Origin of the sequence: Sphingobacterium daejeonense, assembly GCF_901472535.1 — a bacterium.
Lineage (GTDB): Bacteria > Bacteroidota > Bacteroidia > Sphingobacteriales > Sphingobacteriaceae > Sphingobacterium > Sphingobacterium daejeonense.
Window position 1 is genome coordinate 4257848 of record NZ_LR590470.1, and the last position, 22795, is coordinate 4280642.

General features: G+C 35.8%; 21 protein-coding genes and 1 pseudogene. 3 read left to right on the top strand and 19 right to left on the bottom strand.

The genetic code is table 11. The annotated features are described in order from the left end of the window. Positions 1 to 26 precede the first annotated feature (26 nt). The 14 genes from hypB to FGL31_RS28455 form a co-directional block, all read right to left on the bottom strand. A complete protein-coding gene (gene hypB, locus FGL31_RS20285; protein ID WP_262709195.1) occupies positions 27 to 1001 on the bottom strand; it encodes a hydrogenase nickel incorporation protein HypB in 975 nt (324 codons plus the stop codon). A gap of 10 nt (positions 1002 to 1011) precedes the next feature. After that, a complete protein-coding gene (locus FGL31_RS20295; RefSeq protein WP_138094042.1) occupies positions 1012 to 1947 on the bottom strand; it encodes an urease accessory protein UreD in 936 nt (311 codons plus the stop codon). Positions 1948 to 1956: 9 nt separating this feature from the next. After that, positions 1957 to 2571 carry an urease accessory protein UreG gene (gene ureG, locus FGL31_RS20300; protein WP_138094044.1) on the bottom strand — a complete coding sequence of 205 codons (615 nt, stop codon included), beginning with the start codon at positions 2569 to 2571 and terminating at the stop codon, positions 1957 to 1959. 11 nt (positions 2572 to 2582) lie between these two features. Then, positions 2583 to 3269, bottom strand: coding sequence for an urease accessory protein UreF (locus tag FGL31_RS20305; protein ID WP_138094046.1), 687 nt, complete (start codon positions 3267 to 3269; stop codon positions 2583 to 2585). Position 3270: 1 nt separating this feature from the next. Further along, complete coding sequence (locus tag FGL31_RS20310; RefSeq protein WP_138094048.1) at positions 3271 to 3765, bottom strand: urease accessory protein UreE; 495 nt, start codon at positions 3763 to 3765, stop codon at positions 3271 to 3273. Positions 3766 to 3771: 6 nt separating this feature from the next. Further along, positions 3772 to 5625: an urease subunit alpha gene (ureC, locus tag FGL31_RS20315; protein WP_138094050.1), complete on the bottom strand. Its 1854-nt coding sequence runs from the start codon at positions 5623 to 5625 to the stop codon at positions 3772 to 3774. A gap of 17 nt (positions 5626 to 5642) precedes the next feature. Further along, positions 5643 to 6014: an urease subunit beta gene (gene ureB, locus FGL31_RS26845; protein ID WP_138094052.1), complete on the bottom strand. Its 372-nt coding sequence runs from the start codon at positions 6012 to 6014 to the stop codon at positions 5643 to 5645. Positions 6015 to 6032: 18 nt separating this feature from the next. After that, positions 6033 to 6338: an urease subunit gamma gene (gene ureA, locus FGL31_RS26850; protein WP_138094054.1), complete on the bottom strand. Its 306-nt coding sequence runs from the start codon at positions 6336 to 6338 to the stop codon at positions 6033 to 6035. 74 nt (positions 6339 to 6412) lie between these two features. Then, a complete protein-coding gene (locus FGL31_RS20330; RefSeq protein WP_232047020.1) occupies positions 6413 to 7564 on the bottom strand; it encodes a porin in 1152 nt (383 codons plus the stop codon). A gap of 72 nt (positions 7565 to 7636) precedes the next feature. Beyond that, positions 7637 to 9019 (bottom strand): sensor histidine kinase, encoded by a 1383-nt coding sequence (locus FGL31_RS20335; protein ID WP_138094056.1) that lies wholly within the window; start codon positions 9017 to 9019, stop codon positions 7637 to 7639. Continuing rightward, positions 9009 to 9689: a response regulator transcription factor gene (locus FGL31_RS20340; protein ID WP_138094058.1), complete on the bottom strand. Its 681-nt coding sequence runs from the start codon at positions 9687 to 9689 to the stop codon at positions 9009 to 9011. The genes FGL31_RS20335 and FGL31_RS20340 overlap by 11 nt, the downstream gene beginning before the upstream one ends. A gap of 110 nt (positions 9690 to 9799) precedes the next feature. Next, a complete protein-coding gene (locus tag FGL31_RS20345) occupies positions 9800 to 11299 on the bottom strand; it encodes a sulfatase family protein (protein WP_232047021.1) in 1500 nt (499 codons plus the stop codon). Between the two features lie 42 nt (positions 11300 to 11341). Continuing rightward, entirely contained in the window at positions 11342 to 12382 is a 1041-nt protein-coding gene (locus tag FGL31_RS28450; protein ID WP_262709196.1) for a sulfatase/phosphatase domain-containing protein, read from the bottom strand. A 22-nt stretch (positions 12383 to 12404) separates the two neighbouring features. Beyond that, positions 12405 to 12866 carry a sulfatase-like hydrolase/transferase gene (locus FGL31_RS28455; protein WP_262709197.1) on the bottom strand — a complete coding sequence of 154 codons (462 nt, stop codon included), beginning with the start codon at positions 12864 to 12866 and terminating at the stop codon, positions 12405 to 12407. Between the two features lie 125 nt (positions 12867 to 12991). Between FGL31_RS28455 and FGL31_RS20355 the strand changes: the two genes are divergently transcribed. The 3 genes from FGL31_RS20355 to FGL31_RS20365 all read left to right on the top strand — a co-directional run bounded on the left by FGL31_RS20355 (position 12992) and on the right by FGL31_RS20365 (position 16748). Then, positions 12992 to 14404, top strand: a complete 1413-nt coding sequence (locus FGL31_RS20355) for a WG repeat-containing protein (RefSeq protein ID WP_138094062.1) — start codon at positions 12992 to 12994, stop codon at positions 14402 to 14404. 4 nt (positions 14405 to 14408) lie between these two features. Beyond that, complete coding sequence (locus FGL31_RS20360) at positions 14409 to 14837, top strand: hypothetical protein (protein ID WP_138094064.1); 429 nt, start codon at positions 14409 to 14411, stop codon at positions 14835 to 14837. Between the two features lie 75 nt (positions 14838 to 14912). Next, positions 14913 to 16748 (top strand): M1 family metallopeptidase, encoded by a 1836-nt coding sequence (locus tag FGL31_RS20365; RefSeq protein WP_232047022.1) that lies wholly within the window; start codon positions 14913 to 14915, stop codon positions 16746 to 16748. Positions 16749 to 16917: 169 nt separating this feature from the next. Here FGL31_RS20365 and FGL31_RS20370 read toward each other — a convergent pair whose 3' ends face one another. The 5 genes and pseudogenes from FGL31_RS20370 to FGL31_RS20385 all read right to left on the bottom strand — a co-directional run bounded on the left by FGL31_RS20370 (position 16918) and on the right by FGL31_RS20385 (position 22770). Continuing rightward, complete coding sequence (locus tag FGL31_RS20370) at positions 16918 to 18429, bottom strand: sulfatase family protein (protein ID WP_138094066.1); 1512 nt, start codon at positions 18427 to 18429, stop codon at positions 16918 to 16920. Positions 18430 to 18696: 267 nt separating this feature from the next. After that, positions 18697 to 19229, bottom strand: a pseudogene (locus tag FGL31_RS26860) (glycoside hydrolase domain-containing protein). Next, positions 19189 to 20952 carry a GH92 family glycosyl hydrolase gene (locus FGL31_RS20375; RefSeq protein ID WP_232047024.1) on the bottom strand — a complete coding sequence of 588 codons (1764 nt, stop codon included), beginning with the start codon at positions 20950 to 20952 and terminating at the stop codon, positions 19189 to 19191. The pseudogene FGL31_RS26860 and the gene FGL31_RS20375 overlap by 41 nt, the downstream one beginning before the upstream one ends. 149 nt (positions 20953 to 21101) lie before the next feature. Next, complete coding sequence (locus FGL31_RS20380; protein WP_138094068.1) at positions 21102 to 21656, bottom strand: GNAT family N-acetyltransferase; 555 nt, start codon at positions 21654 to 21656, stop codon at positions 21102 to 21104. Positions 21657 to 21690: 34 nt separating this feature from the next. Beyond that, positions 21691 to 22770, bottom strand: coding sequence for a WG repeat-containing protein (locus FGL31_RS20385; protein WP_138094070.1), 1080 nt, complete (start codon positions 22768 to 22770; stop codon positions 21691 to 21693). Positions 22771 to 22795 lie beyond the last annotated feature (25 nt).

Consider the following 22795-nt stretch of genomic DNA (forward strand, 5'->3'; position numbering starts at 1 on the left):
ATTCATCCATTCCATCTCCATTCAAGCTACTTATTGAGATTTACATCTAGATTTGGATTTACTTCTCTTGCATCTTTAGCTGCTGCTTCAACCGAGAATGGGACATAAGGCAATAAATCTGCTTTTGACACGACCATTAATTCGCTTGTCAAGAACATACGCGGATATTTTTTAGGTTTGTCATCACCTTCAGTTGCTGCTAGGACAGTTACTCTATAATCTTCACCTAAATCAAAAGCTGCTGGACACACTAAGTTTCCTACATTTTCGATAAATAAAAGGTCGACACCTTCCAAGTCGATATGATCTAATGCTTGTAAGATCATTTGTGCTTCAATATGGCACATCCCACCTGTTACAATTTGTAATGCATTAATACCAACTTCACGCATCCGAACTGCATCTCTTTCAGTTTCGGGATCACCTACCAATACTGCAATATTAAGATCTTTACCGAGTCGTTTGCCGGTTTCTTGCATTAACGTTGTTTTACCGCTACCTGGAGAGGAACATATATTGATTACGCAAATATTTGGAATACGATCGCGTATTGCCTTAGCTACAAAATCATTTGCTTTTAAAAGGTTCAATGAAGTATTTTCACATTGAACTGAACCAACTGGCATTTGGTTACTCTTTGGTGTATGTATATTCATGATTTTCTTATTAAATGTTACTTTACTTATTTTCAATTCTTCCCCCTGTATTATTTGATCAGAAGGATTACCGCATTCACAAACGAATCGGTGGAATTGTACTTCAAAATTTTTATTGCAGGATTTACAATATGCTATTATTGGAAGGATAGTTACTTCCAGTTCAACATCTTGATATTCCTTAAATTCTTCAACATATGCCTCAAAAGCATTTTGAATTAATATCGGTTGAATATTGCTTAATAATCCTGCCTGGATTTCAATCTTAACAATGTCTTTGTATGTATCGGGATATGCATCTTCCAATGTTTGGAAAATATCTTTTACTATGGACAGTTCGTGCATTATTCGAGTATTATTTCTTTATCCTTAATTTGCTTGACCTTTGCCTTTTAGCCTTGACAGATTGTATTTCTTTTGGGTTTTCCTTATTTCTTGAAGTAATTTCTACATTGCCTTTATTCTTCAATTTTTCTTGCTCTGTGGAGGCCTGATTTTTTTCTGATATTTTATGTTGAGAAAACTCCCAACATAACTGTCCTAGCATCAGCAAGAAGTCATAGAGTAATTCACCATTATTACCTAATGCTCTAAAAATGACTACATCATCTGCTGCTTGCGTGAATCCGTAAGTAATATCTTCATATTCTTGGGCTAATATTTCATCCAATTCAAGTTTCAAGTCTTTTGCAAAAGAGCTTGAAAACAACAGAGTTGCCTGATGGGTATATCCTTCAAAAAACAGCATTTTTTGAATGGGTTGCTTCGCAGGGCTCAGAAACTGGTTATCAATAAAAATCAATTTCCCATTTCGAAAAATTTTAGTGATTGAATGCAATTGCGTGAAGACAAATGACTCTTTCATATGCACTCTTCCTGAGCAAATAATATCTCCCCAAATCAGGACCCCTTCCTTTTGCAAATGGATTTCATTTTTTGCGAGGAATATTGAGTCTTTGAATGGGGTTATTGGATGCGGTATATATTGTAGGATTGCATCATTGTCTACATGTACTGTAGTCAACTGGGTTGCTCCTTCTTTCATTGGGTGCACTTTGTTAAAGGATTGCGTAAACACCTTTAATTCGGCTTCTTCTTTTGCATGCACGTCAATTGTTAGGATATCGCCATCCATTACACCAGGTGAGGCACTCATAATGATCATTTCAAGGTGTTCATGAAATGTTGGAGACCCATAATAAGTCAATTTATATGGGGCACTATGATAACTTTCTTTCAGTACAGTTTTATGGCCTTCCCTCTCCGCATTGACTTTTATAGCACTTTCCATAAAGCTGATTTAATTTTCTAATAGGGCATATTTTCTAATCCAATTTTTCACATCTTCCAACCCATCTAAGGTCATCATGTTGGTGAAAATAAAGGGTCTTTCTCCGCGCATTTTTAGGGTATCTTTTCTCATTACCTCTAAGTCAGCATTTACGTAAGGTGCCAAGTCGATTTTATTAATCAGCAATAGGTCTGATCTTGTGATTCCGGGTCCGCCTTTTCTAGGCATTTTTTCACCTTCCGCTACGTCGAGGACAAAAATTGTTACATCAGCGAGGTCAGGGCTGAAAGTTGCGGTAAGATTATCGCCTCCACTTTCCACGAATATTATTTCTGCATCTGGGAAACGGTGTGCTAAGTCTTCTACGGCTTCGATATTCATTGAAGCATCTTCACGAATGGCTGTATGAGGGCAGCCACCTGTTTCAACTCCCATAATTCGTTCTGCAGGTAAAGCAGAATTCTGTTGTAAGTACATTGCATCTTCTTTAGTATAGATGTCATTTGTGACTACACAGATGCTGTATTCATCAGACATTGATCTAGTTAGTCTTTCGATCAATGCTGTTTTTCCGGAACCTACGGGTCCGGCTACTCCAATTTTTACATAATTTCTTGCTGGCATATTAAAATTATTTATGAAATATAGATTCTTGTATAAAGTTTTTCATGTTGCATGCATCGGATATCCTGTGCTACACAACAATTTCCTATCAGATTTTCTTGTAGGTCTGGTTGTTTTTCAACCAATTCATTAATCAAGGGTTGCAGTTTAAACAGGATCTGTTGTGCATCCATTTGACTTATCGGCACTAATTTGGCACAGTTTGTTACGATTCCATTTAAGGAATTATAATAGAATGCACTGAGGGCATCCTTATATTCAATTTTCTGAGCTTGGGCATACATAGCAAATGCCATGGCATAGTGTCCATGCATTTCGTTGTTTTGAATGCTTTTCAGATATGTTTTGCACCTAGCAACTGGTTGTAATTTTTCTGTAAGTTTCAGGAATCTTATCCCCAACTTCTTGCTGGCATCTCTAATTTCGAAGGGTGCTTTATAGGCTGTTATCAATGCATCAAGTTCTTGTATTTTCTTTTTAGTGGCTTTGTTCTCACAGATAGTCCAGGTTTTGTGAAAGAATGCAGCATCATTATAGAAGAAACTATATTCTAGCATAGATTTAGCATATTCTTTTGCTGACTTACTGTCCTTAACAATTCCTTTTGTGATGTAAGTTTCGAGGCCATAGGAATGGGTGAATCCTCCAATTGGAAAAACCGAATCATTGATTTGCATCAGGGTCAAAAGTGGGTTCATATTATTCCTCTTTAATTAATACAATCTTGTTTTTATTCTTTGAGTAGTTGTGAATCATTAATACATCAGTTTTCTCAATCACTCTATTTTCGACCTTTGGTTGAAAACCTGCTCTTTGGAGCTGGTTGTACAAAGGGGCTTCAAATGCCGTTATAATTTCATTTTCAGAATTAAAAAAAATCGGGACATGTTTATTTCCAATTTCAAAACATGCAACTGCCATATCTTTCATATTCTGAGGTTTAAAAATTATACAAGAGCATGGCAATATCTTAACGACGATACAAATTTCTTCATCCTCATATAGCACATCTCCCTCAAGAAGTGCTTCAGCGCTAAAGTTTTTAAACCCGAGCTCTCTACCACCTTCACTAAATCCACGGATGATTCTTTTCGTTGTATCAAACCATTCCAAATTAAAAGGGTCAATTAGCCTAGAACCTTGGTGAAAGTTTGCGTCATTGATATTGCCTTTTATAGCTCTTGTAACCAGCATTTCTTATTAGAAAAGGAAATATCTCTGTGCCATTGGAATTTCTTTCATTGGCTCACACGTTGCTAATACTCCATTCACCGTTACCTCGTATGTATCTGGATTCACGACAATATTTGGTGTTGCACTATTATGAACCATATCCTTTTTCATTACTTTACGGCAATTTTTTACAGGCAAACTAGTTCTAACCAAGTTTAATTTTCCAATGTTTCCATTATCAATTGATACCTTTGACACAAAGTTTAGACATACTTTAGGCAATGCTTTACCATAGCTACCAAACATTGGTTTGTATAGTACTGGCTGCGGAGTAGGGATTGAACCATTGGCGTCACCCATTTTAGAGCTCAAGATCATACCCCCTTTGATAATCAATTCAGGTTTCACACCGAACATACTAGTCTTCCATAGAACTAGATCGGCATACTTTCCTTTTTCGATTGACCCTATATATTCATCAATTCCATGAGCCTTGGCAGGATTGATTGTATATTTAGCGATATACCGTTTTACTCTATAATTATCATTGTCCTTACCTTTGTCTTCAGGAAGAGGTCCACGTTGCACTTTCATTTTATGCGCTGTTTGAAAAGTTCTAGAGATCACCTCACCTACACGTCCCATTGCTTGGCTATCGGAACTCATGATTGAGAAGACACCCATGTCTTGGAAAATATCCTCTGCTGCCATTGTTTGTGGGCGAATTCTAGAATCTGCAAAAGCTACGTCTTCTTTGATTTTCTTGTCTAAATGGTGAACAGCCATCAACATATCTAAGTGTTCATCTACTGTATTTACAGTAAATGGTTTTGTAGGGTTAGTTGATGCTGGCAAAATATTAGGATACATAGCGATCTTAATAATGTCAGGTGCGTGCCCACCTCCTGCACCTTCCGTATGGAAAGTATGGATTACACGTCCATCGATTGCAGCTACTGTATCTTCCAAGAAACCTGCTTCATTTAATGTATCTGTATGTATTGCAACTTGTACATCATATTTATCTGCTACTTTTAATGAAGCATCAATTGTTGCAGGTGTTGCTCCCCAATCTTCATGGATCTTTACCCCTAGAGCACCAGCTTCGATTTGTTCTTCAATTGGTTTTGTTGTCGACACATTCCCTTTACCGAAGAAGCCCACATTTACAGGGATATTTTCGAATGCTTCTAACATTCTTTCGATATACCATTTTCCTGGGGTTACGGTTGTTGCGTTAGTACCATCTGCTGGTCCTGTACCACCTCCAATAAAAGTGGTAACACCACTATATAAAGCAGCTTCTACTTGCTGTGGACTGATAAAGTGGATGTGAGTATCGATTCCTCCAGCCGTCAGAATATAACCTGCACCACTATGAACTTCTGTTGAAGCGCCAATTACCATTCCTTCGGTTACTCCTGCTTGGATATCTGGGTTACCTGCTTTTCCTACACCTACAATTTTTCCATCTTTAATACCGACGTCACCTTTTACAATTCCCCAGTGATCAATTATGATAGCATTTGTAATAACGAAATCCAGAACCCCTTCATCTCTGAGTGCTCTTGCAGACTGGCCCATTCCATCACGGATTGTTTTACCACCACCAAATTTGTTTTCTTCACCATATACATTGAAATCTTTTTCGATTTCAATAAATAGCTCGGTGTCTGCCAATCTCACTTTATCACCTGTTGTTGGTCCAAAAAGTGAAGCATATTTATCTCTTGGGATATGCAATACACCATCAATATATTTTACCGATGATTTATCTATACCTAATTTTTCTATTCCGAGTGCATCTAGACGCATTGCTGCTGTTCCTGCTGCTGAAAGACCAACAACTTTGATCCACTCTCTTCTATTCCATGCTGCCATGTTTTTTTCTTTAATGATTATTTGGAATTTCTATATTTCTGATCTTTAATTTTTGACATTGCTGCTGATTTTATCTTAGCATCTGTCACTTTACCGTTGGTCAAATTATTGAAGCCATATACTTCTTTGTTTCCACCAATATCCACAAGGATTACGTTTTTTTCTTCACCTGGTTCGAAACGGATTGCTGTACTGGCCGGGATATTCAAGCGCATACCGAATGCTTTTTCACGATCGAATGACAAAAATTTGTTAGCTTCAAAAAAATGATAATGAGAACCGATTTGAATAGGTCTGTCACCTTCATTTTTCACAGATATGCTCACTGTCTTATGACCTTCGTTAGCAATAATTTCTTCCTTTTTTAGGATGTATTCTCCTGGAATCATATTCTTTAATTTAAAAGGTTATCGAATTGGGTTGTTAACAGTTACTAATTTAGTTCCATCAGGGAACGTCACTTCAACTTGTATATCATATATCATTTCAGGAACTCCTTCCATTACCTGATTTTTTTTCAGGAGTTGGGTTCCAAATTCCATCAATTCTGCCACAGATTTCTTACCAACACGAGCTTCTTCAACAATCTGGGAACTGATATATGCAATGCTTTCTGGATAATTTAACTTAACTCCTTTTTGGAGCCTTTTTGCAGCTAGCTCTCCGGCTAGATACAACATCAACTTTTCAGTTTCTCTTGGTGTTAAACGCATATTTTCTTTAATAAAATTTTCAAACTGTTTATGATTACAATACAGGAATAGTATAGTAGGCTCCTAATGAAACCCTATTGAACTGCTGTTTTATCTACTTCTATAATATTTTTATGAGTTACTGTATTTCCCATATATCCTAGATAGAATCTGAGGTCTTGGGTCCTAAATGGCTTGTGCTGTAACGCGGCGAAGTAGGTATAATTAGTTCTGAAATCATTACCTAATTCCTCATCATTATTGGATCCCGCAGTTTCAATTCCACCTTTTAGCGCGATTTCCCATTTATCTGCTAGAAATTGATCGTACCTAAGAATTGCTGACTTGTAGACAACATCCTTTGCCAATGTTTTATTGGCACCTGTTCTTGCATAAAAGTCATTGATTACAGATGAACCAATCATCACATGGTCAACTGCATAAAAGGAGTATTGAAGGTCCAAATAGATCATTTGGCGATCAGTCTTATATTTGTTTGCTAACGATACTGCGTGATTGATGTTGTTATTAGCGAACTGAGAGATATTGTAGGACCATTTTGTATTGAATTTCTTATCGTCAAATGCTCCAATCCAAGTAAAGTATGCGCCTAGTGGAACTTTTGATGCTTCTAAATCTCCGACAGCATATCCATTATCTGCCAACAGTCTATCAAAACTATGGTTAGATGTATTATAGATTTGAAGATTTAAGGAGTGATTGGGATTTACTTCATAAGATAACATTCCTCCGACCACGAATAAATTGAGGATACGATCGACGTAGTCTGTGAACTTATATTCATAAATTGGGTTGTTTTCGAACTCATAACTACCTACAACTGCACTTTGTTTTCCCAAAGTAACGGCCCATTTATTATCCTTACCGAATTTATATTTTAGGAATGCGAAATCTAATGCAGCTGATCCATTATCTTGGGATGTTGGTGCAAAAGATCTATTCAATCTGAACCTTACTTTATATGACAAGCGCTCATTGTATTCTCCCCCCATCAAAATTCGAGCTTCATCGAGGTTTGCATTCAATTTGTTGTTGTCATTTCCTATATTATTAGCATTTAAACCCGCTCTTAACAGTACGTCGAGGTTAAATAGTTTAGAGGCATTTGGTTCATTTATTATGGTATCTTGAACCGCATCATTCTTTAATGAATCGACGGGTTCATTTGCATTTGTGTTTTGCAGAAACAGGCTAGAAATAAAGGCTATAAGTAGATGTTTTTTCATGTTGAAATATTCAGTATGACCAAATATAGTTTCAACATATAAAAATGAAATTAGCCTGAAATTAGAGCGAGATTAGAAAGATGGTTTGGGGATTTTTACGGTAACGGTTGTTCCTTTATTCTCCAAGGATTCCAAAATCAATTGGGCATCATGTAGAATAAAAATATTGCGCGCTAGGACTAATCCGAGTCCATTTCCATAGATTTCACCGACATTAGATGCTCTAAAGAAAGAATAGTAAATATTGGGTTGATCTTGAGTTGGGATTCCTATTCCTTCATCGGTTATTTTAATAATGACATTAAATTGATCATACTCCAGTAATACCCTTACCGGTTTGTCATTTCCATATTTGATTGCATTTGATAAAATATTGGAGAAAGCAATGTAAAAAAGGTCTGGATTTGCTTTGACCAACAAGTCATCACTATCTTCGGGAATATTTGTTAGGTCAAATCGGACCTTACTTTTGGAATTCAGTTCGGTTTCTGTTTTTATTACTTCGTAAATTAATTCGTCAATTCTCACAGGAAGTATATCCCTGATCTTTCTTTGGCTCCCCAGACTGGACATTACCAAAAGATCCTTAATCATCAATTTCATTCTATTGGTATGATGGATAATGGTATCGATGGAATGATATGCTTCATGAGAAGAGTCTAAATTCATTTGAGCCAACTCAGCCTCCCCCCCAATGATTGTGAGTGGAGTTCTTAAAGAATGAGATGCATTTCCAATAAAACTTTTTTGTAATTGTACTGCAATATCCAGACGGTCTAACATAGAATTATAATTGCTGTAAAGTTGATCTATTTCATCACCTTCACTGCTAAATTTATTTTTGAGCCGATGGTCAAGTGTTGCAATATTTACCTTTTCCAACTCATCGTTCAAAACTTTTAGAGGGTTCAATATTCTATTTGCAAAGTAAAATGCAAGGCCAATTATCAGCATAAAGGATATAAGTCCTCCTGTGACTAATGTTCTATCCAGATCGGCCTGTTCACCATGTCCATAATCATCTATTCCTTCGGAAATAACTAATAGATTTTCAGAATGGAGGCGATCCTCAAAAAATAATGCGACATAGGATACCTTTCCATGCAAGTATGTTGCCTTTCCTTGTTCAATTGCTGTGGTGTAGAATTCTGCTGGCATCGGCAATTCAGGCTTTATCCTCAATTGTTTGCTTCCTTTGACAATTCTTAACAAGTAATCATTTCCTTCGGATAATTGACGCAGGTATTTTCTTTTTACTTCATAATAAATTTGGTTATTATAGGCATCATTCTGAATAGTATGACCGCCAACTATTCTAGCATTTTCTTCAAGCCTATGGAAAAATTTAGTTTGAAGACTATCCCTGGTAAAATAGGACACATAATAAGCGAATAATGCAATAAGGCTAATTGCAATAATTGAAAAGGTTAATATAATTTTTACCTTAATTTTCATTTCTCATCACATACCCCATTCCAATTACCGTATGGATGAGTTTATTTTCAAAATTCTTATCTATTTTTTTACGTAAATAATTGACATACACATCGACTACATTGGTATTCATGCTCACATCCATTTCCCAAACCGCTTCCAATATATCCATTCTTGAAATCACCTTATTCCTATTGACCATCATATATTCCAATAATCTAAATTCTGTGGCAGTTAATATGATTGCTTTTCCGTTTCGGGAAACGCTTTTACTTGCTCTATCCAGGATAAGATCATCTAATTGAATAAGATGCTGAGTGGAATTATTGTTGGATACTTTTCGAAGTTGTCGATGAATTCTAGCTTTTAACTCTTCTAATATAAAGGGCTTTGTCATGTAATCATCTGCGTCGCGATTAAATGCTTCAACGACATCCTCTGTTTGATCAAGAGCTGTTAAGATTAAGATAGGGACATCCGTATCAAATTTCCTAATTTGTCGGCAAACATCTAATCCATTCATATTAGGGAGCATGACGTCCAAAATGATCAGGTCAAATTTCTTTGAGCTGGCAATTTTCAGACCACTCAAGCCATCCATAGCCACAGTAATCTGAAAATCTTCATATTTCAGTCCTCTTTGAATTAAAGAGATTACTGAACTTTCATCTTCTACTAATAATAGTTCCAATAGTTAATGCAATATTTAAAAACGGGTACGGTAATAAATATACAAAATTTAGAAAATTTTTAGCTTAAATTTTAAATTTAGTGATGTTCACCACAATCAAAAAGAAAAAATTATCCTTGCGACAGAATCTCTTTCGCCTCTGTATCTTCTAGTCTATCTATTTCAGAATTCAGTAATTTCAACATTTTATCTTGAACCTTTTTATATTTAGGATTACCATAAATATTTTTGAGTTCCTTAGGATCACTTTTTAGATCAAATAATTCCCAACCATCCACTCGTTTATAAAAACGGATTAATTTATATCGTCCATCACTTACTCCAAAATGCGGGGATACAGCGTGTTCCCCATTTTCGTAATAATGATAGAAGATTTGGTCTTGAATATTCTTTTTCTTTCCATTCAGTAATGATAAGAAAGATTTACCTTGAATGTCCTTAGGAATTTTGGTTCCAGCCAGTTCCAAAAATGTTGGGGCTATATCGACTACTGATACCATTCCTTCGATCTTAGAATTAGGTTTTATCAATCCTGGCATCTTCATCAACATGGGTGTGCGGAAAGATTCTTCGTACATAAATCTTTTATCAAACCAGCCATGCTCACCCATATAGAATCCTTGATCGGATAAATATAGTACTAAGGTATTATCATCGAGTTTATTTTCTTTCAGATAATCTAGTACCCTTCCTATATTTCTATCCATTGATTCTGCCGTATTGAGATAGTCGACCATATAACGATGATATTTCCACTCTGCAAGTTCTTTTCCGCTGAGTTTATCATGTTTTAGTTTTTCATAGATTGGTTTATAATAGTCAACATATGCTTTGAACTGCTCGTCATTCATTCTTTTAAAATTTCCATCTTCCCTCATTTTTTCAATGTTTTCGAACATTTTGAGGTCATAGCCCATTTGCATATCTTTATCTATGCTCATTTCTTGTACTGCTGCAGCTTTTCTTGTTGAGTAGTCATCATAGAATGTTTCTGGGATGGGAATTTCCTTGTTATCATTTTTCCCAAAGTCTTCAATTGCAGGCATCCAGGTTCTGTGTGTATTTTTATGGCCAATAATTAGGCAGAATGGTTCCTTTTTATCTTGTGTATCTAACCAATCCAATGCTCTGTCAGTCACTATATCTGCCACATATCCTTCTTCTCGATCTTGTATTTCTCCTTCACCATTTTTACTGCTGATAAAGTCGGGGTTAAAATAATGACCTTGACCTGGGAGTATGCTATAATAATCAAATCCTTCTAATTTACGGCCGAGATGAATTTTACCAATCCAAGCTGTTTGATATCCATTGTTATGCAGTTCTTTGACAAAAGAGTTTTGACCATGGTTGAAGTTGGATGTTTCATTGTCTTTAAAACCGTTTTTGTTACTATACTTTCCTGTTAACAAGCTTGCACGACTAGGTCCACAGATTGAGTTTGTGACATATCCTTTAGTGAAAGTTGCACCTTCACTTGCTATACGGTCAAGATTTGGGGTATTTGCTATTTTGGATCCATAGGCTCCTATTGTCTGATAAGAATGGTCATCAGAAATAATAACTACAATGTTAGGTTTGTTTTGAGCAAATGCACAAAAACTGAGCATGCATACGCATAGGATAGATAGAATTCGCATGTATAATATTGTTTAGGAAGCTTCAAATATAAGCATTGCTTCGGAATCCTCTTGCTTTTGGATTTCCAATTTTAATTTCTTCATCATTCTTTTTTGTAGGCTTGAATGTTTAGGATCGTTATATAAGTTTTTCATTTCTCTGGGATCCAGAGATAAATCATATAGTTCCCAAGCATTTACTTTATTGTAGAATCGAATAAGTTTATACCTGCCGTCACTTACTCCGAAATGAGGAGATACATTATGTATTCCATCTTCATAATAATGATAGTATAGAATATCCCTTTTTCCTTTTCCTCCTTCAATTATTGATTTAAACGACTCTCCCTGAATTTCTTGTGGCACTTCTACTCCGGCTATTTCAAGCATAGTGGGGGCTATATCTACCGTCATTAACAGATCATTTACTTCTCTTGATTTATTAATTTTTTGAGGATATCGCATTATCATAGGGGTCCTAAATGACTCTTCATACATAAATCTTTTGTCAAACCATCCATGTTCACCCATGTAAAAACCCTGATCAGACATGTAAATGACGATTGTATTATCACTAAGATTTTTGTCATCCAAATAATCCAGAACCTTTCCTATATTTCGATCCATTGACTCAGCAGTATTTAGGTAATCGATCATATATCTTTGGTACTTCCATTCGGTCAGTTCCTTACGGTTTTTAAACTGATGGTTATCATAATCCTTTTTAACCTTAGCATAATATTCTCTGTATTTCTGTTTATCATCGATATCCATTCGATAGAAATTATGCTCTTTGTTTCTTTCTTCTTCTGATTTAAAAATTTTTAAATCGTAGTCCAGTAGTAGATCTTTACTGATTTGCATTTCTTGGATTTTTGCTGCTTCCCGTTTATCATAATTATCATAGAAATTTTCTGGCAAAGGGAATTTTTTATGGTCGTTTTTTCCAAAATCCTGCGGGTCGGGGTGCCAACTTCTATGCGTTGCTTTATGTCCCAAAATCAAGCAGAAGGGTTTATCCTTATTTAATGTATTTAACCAATTGATTGCTTTTTCAGAAATAATATCTGACACATATCCTTTTTCAATTCTTAATTCACCTTTTTGGTTTTTTAAATTCCGGATTGAAATATGATCCCTGATTGATAAGTACATCAAAATAGTCAAATCCTTCTAGTGTATCTCCAAGGTGCTGTTTGCCTATCCAAGAAGTGCTGTATCCTGCTTTTCTCAATTCTTTGGCGAATGAATTTTGGCTATGGTCAAAGTGTGATTTTTCATTTTCCTTATAGCCATTTTTATGGCTGTATTTCCCAGTCAATAAACTTGCACGACTTGGTCCACACAATGAATTGTTTACATAAGCTCTATTGAACAATATCCCTTCTTTAGCAATTCGATCAATATTGGGTGTGCTTGCTATTTTCGATCCATAAGCAGATATGGTTTGATAGGAATGATCATCAGAAACGATAATGATAATATTAGGTTTTTGCTGCGCAATTAAGGCACTGAAAGACAACAAACTAAGAGTTAGAAAGGTTAAAAACTTGTACATAAGATTAAATATACGATTTCAATGGTAATATTGACACTTTTAAAGATGACAGAAAATGAATAAAATTCTAGTTGAACAAATTTGTATAATCAATAAAAAAGAGGACTTTTGCCATATAATTCCCAATGATGAAAAAGATTATTTCCCTTATTTTATTAGTAATTTCCAGTCAATATCTATTTGCTCAAGAAGAGGTCTATAAAATTGATTATACTCTTTTTGTTGATGATTCCTTTAAATCTAATTTACAAGATATAGATTCTACTAATGAAAATACAGATCTGTTGATTTCTATGTTGGAAGGATTTAAAAACGAATCACTTTTATCTGCATGGGTGGGAAAAGAAAAAAATAAAATTCAATCCAATTACCTTGATGTATGGATTCAACTAAGAGATACTAAAGCGAAAACTTTGGTTCGTCTTGACACCAGCAATTCAACTTATTCGACTATTGCATACAATGGCGAACCAAATTTACTGTTAAAACCGGTCCAACTATCAACTGAAACAAAAACTATTGCTGGCCAAGAATGTAAATTGGCAATTTTTGAATTTGATTTTGACGATATGGAGATTGAAGAAACACCAAAAATTGAAGTTTGGTATTCAGAAAAAATCCCACAAATCGTTTGGGGTGAATATCAATACTTAATTGATGTTCCAGGTGCTGCTCTGGAAATCTCAACATCTGGCGTTTCTTTTATTGCTAAAAATGTTTCAAAATTAACTGTTCCCAACTCATTTTTTGACATTCCTGATGGTTATACGGAGGTTGATAGCTTAGACCCAGATTATTCTGAAATGTTTGAAAACATAGAGATGGGCGAGGGTATTTTAGCCTATTTTGACCAAGATCTCAATAAATATGGGATGAAAAAAGAGAATGGGGAAATAATTACAGAGCCCATTTTTGGTTCCATTACTCCTTTTAACAACAAAATTGCAATAGCTTTTTATGATTTAGATGGGTTTGCTTTGATCGACGTAAATGGTAAAAATGTAAGCAAAACAAATTTCGAATATATAGGGTTTGATCCAGAATTAAATGCTTATCAATATATGCTTGATGGTAGAATGAGCATGATGGATGACAAAGGGAATCCTATCTGGAAAAACTCATATGAATATTTCACTCCATTTACGGGGAATTATAGCATTATTTCAGAAAATGGCCAAAGTGGAGTAATTGATAGAAAGGGAGATATTGTTGTTCCATTAACGGAACACATTATTGTTTCCAATGATATCTTCCACTATATTACAGAGGAGAAGAATGAATTCAAGGCTTATGAAATCAAGAGCAATAAATTTGTGATTTCAGGCTATGCGTATCTAAGTACTACCAACTCAGAGAATTTATTTAAAGCATCGGAGGACGGAGAGAATTTCGGGCTGATTAATAAGAATGGAGAAGTGATTCTACCCTTTGAGTATGGGTATATTTCTGATTTCACCAATGGTCTTGCTACGGCCATGAAGAATGGAGAAAATGAGGAAGTAACTATCAATACACAAGGTGAAATAATAAACGATTGATAAGATGAGATACCAAATCAACACCTTACATCGTGGACGATTTATCTGGATCCTTTTAGGGTCCTTGTTTTTTGTTGGGTATCTATTGTCACTGACCACATTACAGGAAATCTATAAAATTCTTATTCTTTTGTTTTGTATTCCAGTGATTATGTGGTCGGCTGTTAGGTTCAGCAAAGATACTTCTACATGGGAAATCATAGACAACAAAATTGTTATAAACATCTTTGGAAAAGAAATTCTGTTACCTATAGACAGTATCGCTTATATCAAGAACCACATTCGTTCGGGCGGAAATCTAGTTGTATTCCATAAAAAAGGCAAATCTGGCGCTACCCGAATTTGGAGGAACAAGATATTTGCCAATAATGACCAATTCGATCCGCTGATTTCCCATCTTAAAGAACTCGGAATCGAGATTATGATCGGTTAGACTTCTTATTTTCAAATGTTAAATTTTATATATTTGACATTATGAATCTAAAACAATCTTTTTGGCCTATTATTATTGGTCCTTAGCACCCTTACCAGTTTTGCTCAGCGCAAAGGTTATTGGGATCAGAAAGTGGATTATACCATGGAAATTGATGTCAATGAAAAGACTTTCCAGTATGATGGTAAAATGAAGCTTAAATACAGCAACAATTCGGGGCAACAACTTCACAAAGTTTATTTCCATTTATATTTCAATGCTTTCCAACCTGGGAGCTTTATGGATGAGCGTTTAAAGAACATTGCAGACCCTGATGCTAGGATGGTGACCAATATTGGGACTAAAGAAAAGCCTGTTCGCCAGAGTCGTATTTCCGTATTGACCCCCGATCAAATAGGATATCAAAAAATTGAATCTGTAAAATACAGAGGTTCAGAAGTTGCATTCAAAGAGGATGGTACTATTTTGGAAGTTACCCTTCCCAGTGCGATCAATGATGGTGAGACTGTAGAATTTGATTTAACATGGAAGGCTCAGGTTCCAGAGCAAATTCGTCGCAGTGGGCGTAATTCTAGGGAAGGTGTTGCTTTTTCAATGACTCAATGGTATCCAAAAATGGCTCAATTTGATGAATTCGGTTGGCATTTAGATGAATATGTGGGTCGTGAGTTTATTGCACCATTTGGGAATTTTGATGTTACTATCCATATCAATAAAGATTATGTTATTGGATCATCGGGAAAATTACAGAATCCTTCAGAAGTAAAAGGATATGTTAAGAATGCTAAGATCAAAACAAAAAACAATAAGGCTACCTGGCACTACAAGGCTGAAAACATTCATGATTTTGCTTGGGCAGCAGATCCTAAATTTGTAGTTGATTCAGCGAAATCTAAAGGAGGAGTAACGGTTTACACTGTTTTTTTACCTACAGACAAAGAGGTTACGGATAATTGGAAAACAGCATTAGGATTAGCAACGGAATTTTTCGATTTCGTTGGGGAGCGATTTGGAGCTTATCCATGGAATACGTATACCGTTGTTCAAGGTGGTGATGGTGGCATGGAATATGGTACAGCTACCTTAATCACAGGCGGAAGAAACCTTAAAGGTTTGGTAGGGGTTATTTTCCATGAGGCTGCGCACTCGTGGTATCAACAACTTTTTGGTATCAATGAGACTGTTGATGAATGGATGGACGAAGGATTCACCAGTTATATCGAAGAGGTTGCTAATACTGAGCTTTTCGAAAAACCAACAGCTCGTGCATTAAACCCAATCGGTTCTGCATATACTTCCTATTTTAGGCTTGCAAAATCGGGACTTGAAGAGCCTATGAGTCTTTTGGCAGATTATTATAACACCAATTTTGCATATAGCATTCAAGCTTATAGCAAGGGTGGCGTTTTAGCTGAACAAATGGGTTATGTCATTGGTAAGCAGAATTTGAATAAGACTTTTCTTAATTTTTATGATATCTGGAAGCTGAAACATCCAACTCCTAATGATTTCAAAAGAGTAGCTGAAGAAACATCAGGAATAAACTTGAAATGGTATTTCAATCTATTCATCAATACGACAAGAACTATCGATTATGCAATTTCCAAAGTGTCTGAAGATAGCATAGAGCTTGTTAACAAATCCAATTTTGCAATGCCGATTGATCTTTTGGTAGAATATGAAGATGGCACAAAAGAATTGTTCTATATTCCATTGCGTGAAATGAGAGGTGAAAAGCCTGCAGAAGATTATGCAATATATCAGGGTGTGACAAGAACAGTTTTAACCGATTGGTTTTGGACGAAACCGAAGTATTCAGTTCCTGTTAAAAAGAGAGTGAAACAAGCTTGGATTGATCCTACACAAAGATTGGCAGATATAAACCAGGAGGATAATTCTTATAGTAAATAAGATATGGGAAATGGGATGTGAGATATGAGATGTGAGATTTGCGAAAAGCACCGTTAAATGACAATTTAGAAATAATAATATAATTTAAGAAAAGCCTTGAGATGATCCTCAAGGCTTTTCTTATGAATATTGTTTTGGACAAATAAATGCCTGTAAAGGGACACAGTTTTTACTTTAATCCTCTGATTTTGATTAGCTGTTCTTTCAATTCTTTAACGATTTTAGGGTTTTGTTTGGCGATATTGTTCTTTTCGCCCGGATCTTTTTCTAAATCGTATAATTGATCTTCTGGATTGTTTCCTAATTCTATATTGGTAAGTTTTGCGACGGCTTGTCCTTTGCTTGGCAGGATATATTTCATGTGACCTTCGGTGATTGAATTAGTTCCAGCTGACCTTACAAGGAATTCACGTCCTGTTTTGTCTTTACCTATAAATGATTCCCATATATTTTCACTGTCCAATTCATCAATTTGTGGAATACGAGATCCAAAATAGTTAGCAAAACTAGACAGGAAATCAATTTGGCAGACTAATGCGTCTGATGTTTGTCCTTTTTGAATTTCTTTTGGCCAGCTTATAATAAATGGCACCCGGGTTCCAGCTTCGAAAGCAGAATATTTTCCTCCTCTGAAAGGTCCAAAAGGGTTGTGCCCATTTAGTTGAGTCACTGCCCCATCCTCATAACCGTCATCCAAAACTGGTCCATTATCACTTGTGAATATTACGATCGTATTTTCATATAGCCCATTATCTTTCAATGTTCTTACGATTTCCCCTACAGTATGATCCAATTGTAGAATTGCATCTCCCCTATATCCCAAACCACTTTTCCCCTTAAACATTGTTGCAGGCATTCTCGGCACATGGGGTTCTGTAGCATGGTAACTCAAGAAAAAAGGTTTGTTTTTATGCTCGCGGATATATTGGATTGCTTTATCTGCAAAAGTCAGTGTTACTTCTTCATCTACCCATCTTGCTTGATTTCCTCCGGTCATCCATCCTATCCTACCTATTCCATTTATGATGGTATTATTATGGCCATGGTTAGGACTGGCTATCATTTTTAACAGTTCTGGATTTTCGAGCCCAGTTGGTTCATTTCCGATTTTTTCTTTATAGGACACTTGAATTGGGTCATTTGGATCAATACCCATTACGTTATGTCCTTCTAAAAATACGGTAGGTACCCTGTCCGCAGTTGCAGGGAAAATATAAGAATAATTATAACCTACTTCCAAAGGTCCAGGCTTAACAGATCCATTCCAATCTTTTTCTATTTGTTCTCCTAATCCCAGATGCCACTTTCCAACAATGGCTGTTTCATAACCCTGTTGTTTAAATAGTGTAGGCAATGTTAGATCTTCTTGGTCTATAATGAGTGCGGCATCTCCTGGAAGTACTCCGGTTCCAGATTTCCGGAACGGATATTTACCCGTCATCAATGAATACCGAGATGGAGTGCATGTAGCAGCTGAGGAGTGACCATTCCTAAATCGGATTCCATCCTGAGCAAGCGAATCAATATTTGGCGTTTTTATCTTTGTTGCTCCATAAGAACTTAGATCGCCATAACCAAGATCATCCACGTAGATTATTACGACATTAGGTTTATCTTGAGCATTAGTGATTAATGGAAAGAATAAGAGAAATATTTTGAAATAATTGATAATAGATTGCATAATATTCGATTGGGTTTAGAGTTCATTCGAATATAGGGCTTTTGATTCGTGATAATAAGAAATAGTTTGGATTTCTGCTGGTTGGTGGGGACACTAACCAGGGCGATAAACTGAGTCGTTGGACACCAACCAGGGCAATCAACGGAGTCGTGGGGGCAACAATCAGGGCGGCAAACCGGGTTTTTGGGACACCAAGCAGGGCAATGCCGTGGTCGGTGTCCTCACCGACCACTATTTGGACCGACAAGTAACCAGGGCGATTTTAATCTATTTAATCACTCCCCAATTCTTGTTTGCTTTATCTCCCAATTCTAATTCTAAGGTTCCCCCTTGGAGGATATCTTTGTGTGTTATTTCGGGTTTGTTGATAAGCTTGCCATTTAGTTTTGCTGATTGGATATATTTAAATTTATCGGATGCGTTTTTGGCTAGAACAGTGAATGTTTTGCCATTTTCCAATTTGATTGTTGATTTTTCGAAAAATGGTGAGCCAATACTATATACTCCTGATCCGGGAGTTACTGGATAGAAGCCCAGTTGTGAGAACACTACAAATGAGGATAATCCACCTCCATCTTCATCCCCTGGCACCCCCATTAGATCATCCTGAACCATTGTTTTATTAATGTTTTGATTCTTTTCTGAGTCATCCATGGCTGACCTGCATAATTATAGAGATAAGGGATATGCAAAGAAGGTTCATTAGCCATTGAGAATTGTCCGACATTACCTGTGTGATCTGGCAATTGCTGATAGAAATCAAATTTTGATTTGCCTAAAGGTTGAACAAAACATTTCATCTAGATACTGTACAAATTTTTGGTTTCCACCCATCAAATTGATTAAGTCAGGGATATTATGTTGAACATCCCAACGATAGATCCATGCGTTGTTTTCGCCATAGTATTCTCTAGCACCCTGTCCCCCCGAGAAAACATAATCGAAAGGTTGAATGAATTGGCCTTTTTCATCTTTGGGGTGGAAGAATTTTGTTTCTTGGTTGAAAAGATTCCTATAGTTGAATGACATTTTCATAAAACGGTCGTATTCATCTGTTTTGCCCAAATGCTTAGCTAATTGAGCTAGGCACCAAAGATCATAGGATGTTCCAAGAGTTACCGCAACGGGTTGTCTACGTTCGAAATCATGTACTTCGGTATAGATTTCCTTTTCTCCCGGATTTAATGCAGGGATATATCCTTTGTCCACAAAGAATTGGTCCATTTTTCCTGCTGGTTTTCCTGACCATGGTGCTAATGTTTTTTCTGTAATTGCACCTTTGGCGGCACGATATGCTTCCTCGACATTAAAAGAACGGATTCCTTTTTCGTATGCATCCAATATGGCAGCTACGCCATGATTGGAGTTCATCCTACGACTATCCCCATTGATTTCTGGGAATGTTGGCAACCAAAAGTTATCCATCTGTTCAGACATCCTAACAAAAGATTGTAAGATATTACCTTCTTTTTTGGTATCGATCAAAACATTGAGTGGATGATGAGCACGATAAGAGTCCCAGATCCAATCATCTGTAAAGAAAGGTGTTCCTTCATCATTATGTACTTTGCCATCGAAAGCACTAAAATAGCGACCATCTTCAGAAATATTTACCGGCCGTTCGAATGTCCTATATAAGGATGTATAGAAAATATTTTTATCATTTTCATTATTTCCTTCAACCTTCAATTTGCCTAGTGCCTTATTCCATGTTTGCTTACCAATTTCTTCAATTTTAGCTAAGTCAAAATCTTTAATTTCTCTATTTACATTTGCTTTTGCTTGAGCTGCATCAATAAATGAAATTCCATAACGTACCGAAACAGACTTTGTACCATTAGGAAATGTCAAAATCAGGTTAGCATTTTCTCCAGAAGATTCAGAATTATTACTGATTTTTCCGTTTTTGATTGAACCGATCTGAGCGGGATGTTTTTGAAACTCGGCGTAGAGATACACTTTTGTGTTATTTCCGATATCTTGACTTCCTGACAATCCTTTTCCATCCCATTTTATATCTCCTTTTCTTGTATTGAAAATTAATTGGGGCGTTCCTTCTTTTTCAAAGTTCAATTCATAGATTGCAGATTGGTGAGATACTGCGAAATCTACTTGAATATTATCCTGATCTAAATAAACTGAATAACTATACGGATTGATCGTTTCTTGATCATAGCTATAATTTATTACAGGTTCTAATTCTCGGGTTCCAGATGTCAGGGGGCTCAGATTGAATGCAGAACTTCCTCGGTGGCTAGTTACGATTAATGGCAATCCGTTAATTCTATCTGAGGTGTAATCTCCTCTTTCAGGATAGACCCGCAACAAAGAATTAGGGAGGTGAACTGTTGGGAAGGTTGGAACCAAAAGATGTGAGATATTACCCATATAAGGGTTCACATAATCTACTTCGGTTTTTTGGGCAAAAGTTTGGAATGCAGATATGCACATCAATGCCAAAGGCATTATTGATTTGGTTTTGCTCCACACCTTTCCTAGTTGAGGAAGTCTGATACTAAACATATGTTTGAGAAATTTTGGTCTATTCTCAAATTTAGCAAAAAAAACAGAATGAGCAAGTCGCTTAAAAGGTTTTAGCTAGTTGATATTGAATTCAGGTCATATGAATAAACAAGCCTTTGACAGTCTTATAATTATTGTTTAAAAGACTATTATTTTATCTGCATATGTTCCAAATGCTTTCCCATTAACCATTTTTCTCCAACAACTTTAAAACCTAATCTTTCATAGAGTTTTTTGGCTTTAGGATTATCATCATCTACAAGTAATCCCAATACTTTTCCCTGTTTAGACACATACTCATCAATTAGGTGCAAGATTATTTTAGACCCTAATCCTTTTCCTTGTTGTTCAGGATTTACACCAATACAATCAATATAATATTCTCCGTCTTGGGTTTCGTTCTCTGGATTGAATTCTATATTGAATTGTTCAGTCACAATTTTTGCCACAGGTTCTCTTAATTCTTCCAATCTACCACCATCATAAATCAATGCAGTTGCTAACACTTTTCCGTCATCTTCAATCACCCAGTTATTATCATAGGAATATTGATTTCCTTTTTGTTGCACTAGCTGTACTAAGAACCTCAAAGCTAATTCTCGATCTCTTTGTCCAATAAAGCGATAGGTAATTTCTTCCATTGCCAGTAATAAATATGCAGCAATTTGTTCAGAATCCTGAAAGGTTCCTTGTCTAATTATCATATTATTTTATTGTTTTTTAATAATATAGTAAAAATCAATCAAGTGATGCCATAATTAACCTAAATCCTTCGTCAGTCCAGAGAAAATCCAATGACTTTTGGCTATTTTTATTTCCATTGAAGTTATTTATGACGAGTTGATATACTGGATATTCCCAATCTTTGGCATCTCCACAATGATTTATATACTTATAAAACGCGGGGCTATCAAAAATAAAGGTATTTAAATGGCTTTTTGATATAAAGTAATCAGCTGAACCATCCATGATACTCTGAAGAATAGGTTTGATTTTATCAAAATTTTCATCCAGGTATTCCATAGAATCTTTCTTTTGCAAAGATGTATTATTGGTCCAATAGGTAATAGTGTCAAAACACAATTCACTCAATAACTCTTCACGAATATCCAATGCAAATTGTTGCTTGATTGTAGTTAGCAATGCTTTTTCAAAATTCAGGAAAGCGAACTTTTTACCATCAATGGTTGTAAATTTTTCCCAATCATCACCTTCAATATAGGTTCCATCTATACTAACGAGATGAAAATTAAGTTCATCTCCAATTGGAAATTTTTGAATTAATACATTGTTATTAGTATCGATCAGAAAGGTATTTCCTCCTTCCCAATAAGTATATTCAGAATTGGGATGAGTTTTTTTTCTGACTGCATCTTTCAGTACTGCGATCATTCCATTTTTCACCCGATCAATATGGCTATATATAGCTGGGATTTGAATTTCTCCTTTTGAATTGAGCAAACCCATTTTATCAGTTTTCTGGTCTCTAAATCTAATAAAACCTTCATTTTCACAGTCTGGCACATTATCAAACATATACAGACTATCCTTCCCTACCCTTTTTCCCTCTTTTGTCAAAAAATAGGATAGAATACGGTCATCCTTTGTTGGTTCTAAGACTGATATAATATTTTGAAAAGAATCGGGGATTCCGAAACTAGCATCGATTTTTGCAGGAATTACGATTTCACCCTTAGCGTTTTTATATCCAACTAAAGTACTATCTTGATTAAAAAAAGCATGCATTTTTTCCTTATTCTGGGCATTAACAGGATATGCAAAAAGCATTGAAATTAAGATTAAAGCGATGTACTTCATAAGTTGATATATTTAGATCAGGGAC

What these genes read in the sequence shown, in the direction of transcription:
- hypB (WP_262709195.1), bottom strand. Translation starts at nt 1,001, where the DNA reads ATGCACGAACTGTCCATAGTAAAAGATATTTTCCAAACATTGGAAGAT.
- FGL31_RS20295 (WP_138094042.1), bottom strand. Translation starts at nt 1,947, where the DNA reads ATGGAAAGTGCTATAAAAGTCAATGCGGAGAGGGAAGGCCATAAAACT.
- ureG (WP_138094044.1), bottom strand. Translation starts at nt 2,571, where the DNA reads ATGCCAGCAAGAAATTATGTAAAAATTGGAGTAGCCGGACCCGTAGGT.
- FGL31_RS20305 (WP_138094046.1), bottom strand. Translation starts at nt 3,269, where the DNA reads ATGAACCCACTTTTGACCCTGATGCAAATCAATGATTCGGTTTTTCCA.
- FGL31_RS20310 (WP_138094048.1), bottom strand. Translation starts at nt 3,765, where the DNA reads ATGCTGGTTACAAGAGCTATAAAAGGCAATATCAATGACGCAAACTTT.
- ureC (WP_138094050.1), bottom strand. Translation starts at nt 5,625, where the DNA reads ATGGCAGCATGGAATAGAAGAGAGTGGATCAAAGTTGTTGGTCTTTCA.
- ureB (WP_138094052.1), bottom strand. Translation starts at nt 6,014, where the DNA reads ATGATTCCAGGAGAATACATCCTAAAAAAGGAAGAAATTATTGCTAAC.
- ureA (WP_138094054.1), bottom strand. Translation starts at nt 6,338, where the DNA reads ATGCGTTTAACACCAAGAGAAACTGAAAAGTTGATGTTGTATCTAGCC.
- FGL31_RS20330 (WP_232047020.1), bottom strand. Translation starts at nt 7,564, where the DNA reads ATGAAAAAACATCTACTTATAGCCTTTATTTCTAGCCTGTTTCTGCAA.
- FGL31_RS20335 (WP_138094056.1), bottom strand. Translation starts at nt 9,019, where the DNA reads ATGAAAATTAAGGTAAAAATTATATTAACCTTTTCAATTATTGCAATT.
- FGL31_RS20345 (WP_232047021.1), bottom strand. Translation starts at nt 11,299, where the DNA reads ATGCTCAGTTTTTGTGCATTTGCTCAAAACAAACCTAACATTGTAGTT.
- FGL31_RS28455 (WP_262709197.1), bottom strand. Translation starts at nt 12,866, where the DNA reads ATGTACAAGTTTTTAACCTTTCTAACTCTTAGTTTGTTGTCTTTCAGT.
- FGL31_RS20355 (WP_138094062.1), top strand. Translation starts at nt 12,992, where the DNA reads ATGATGAAAAAGATTATTTCCCTTATTTTATTAGTAATTTCCAGTCAA.
- FGL31_RS20360 (WP_138094064.1), top strand. Translation starts at nt 14,409, where the DNA reads ATGAGATACCAAATCAACACCTTACATCGTGGACGATTTATCTGGATC.
- FGL31_RS20370 (WP_138094066.1), bottom strand. Translation starts at nt 18,429, where the DNA reads ATGCAATCTATTATCAATTATTTCAAAATATTTCTCTTATTCTTTCCA.
- FGL31_RS20375 (WP_232047024.1), bottom strand. Translation starts at nt 20,952, where the DNA reads ATGTTTAGTATCAGACTTCCTCAACTAGGAAAGGTGTGGAGCAAAACC.
- FGL31_RS20380 (WP_138094068.1), bottom strand. Translation starts at nt 21,656, where the DNA reads ATGATAATTAGACAAGGAACCTTTCAGGATTCTGAACAAATTGCTGCA.
- FGL31_RS20385 (WP_138094070.1), bottom strand. Translation starts at nt 22,770, where the DNA reads ATGAAGTACATCGCTTTAATCTTAATTTCAATGCTTTTTGCATATCCT.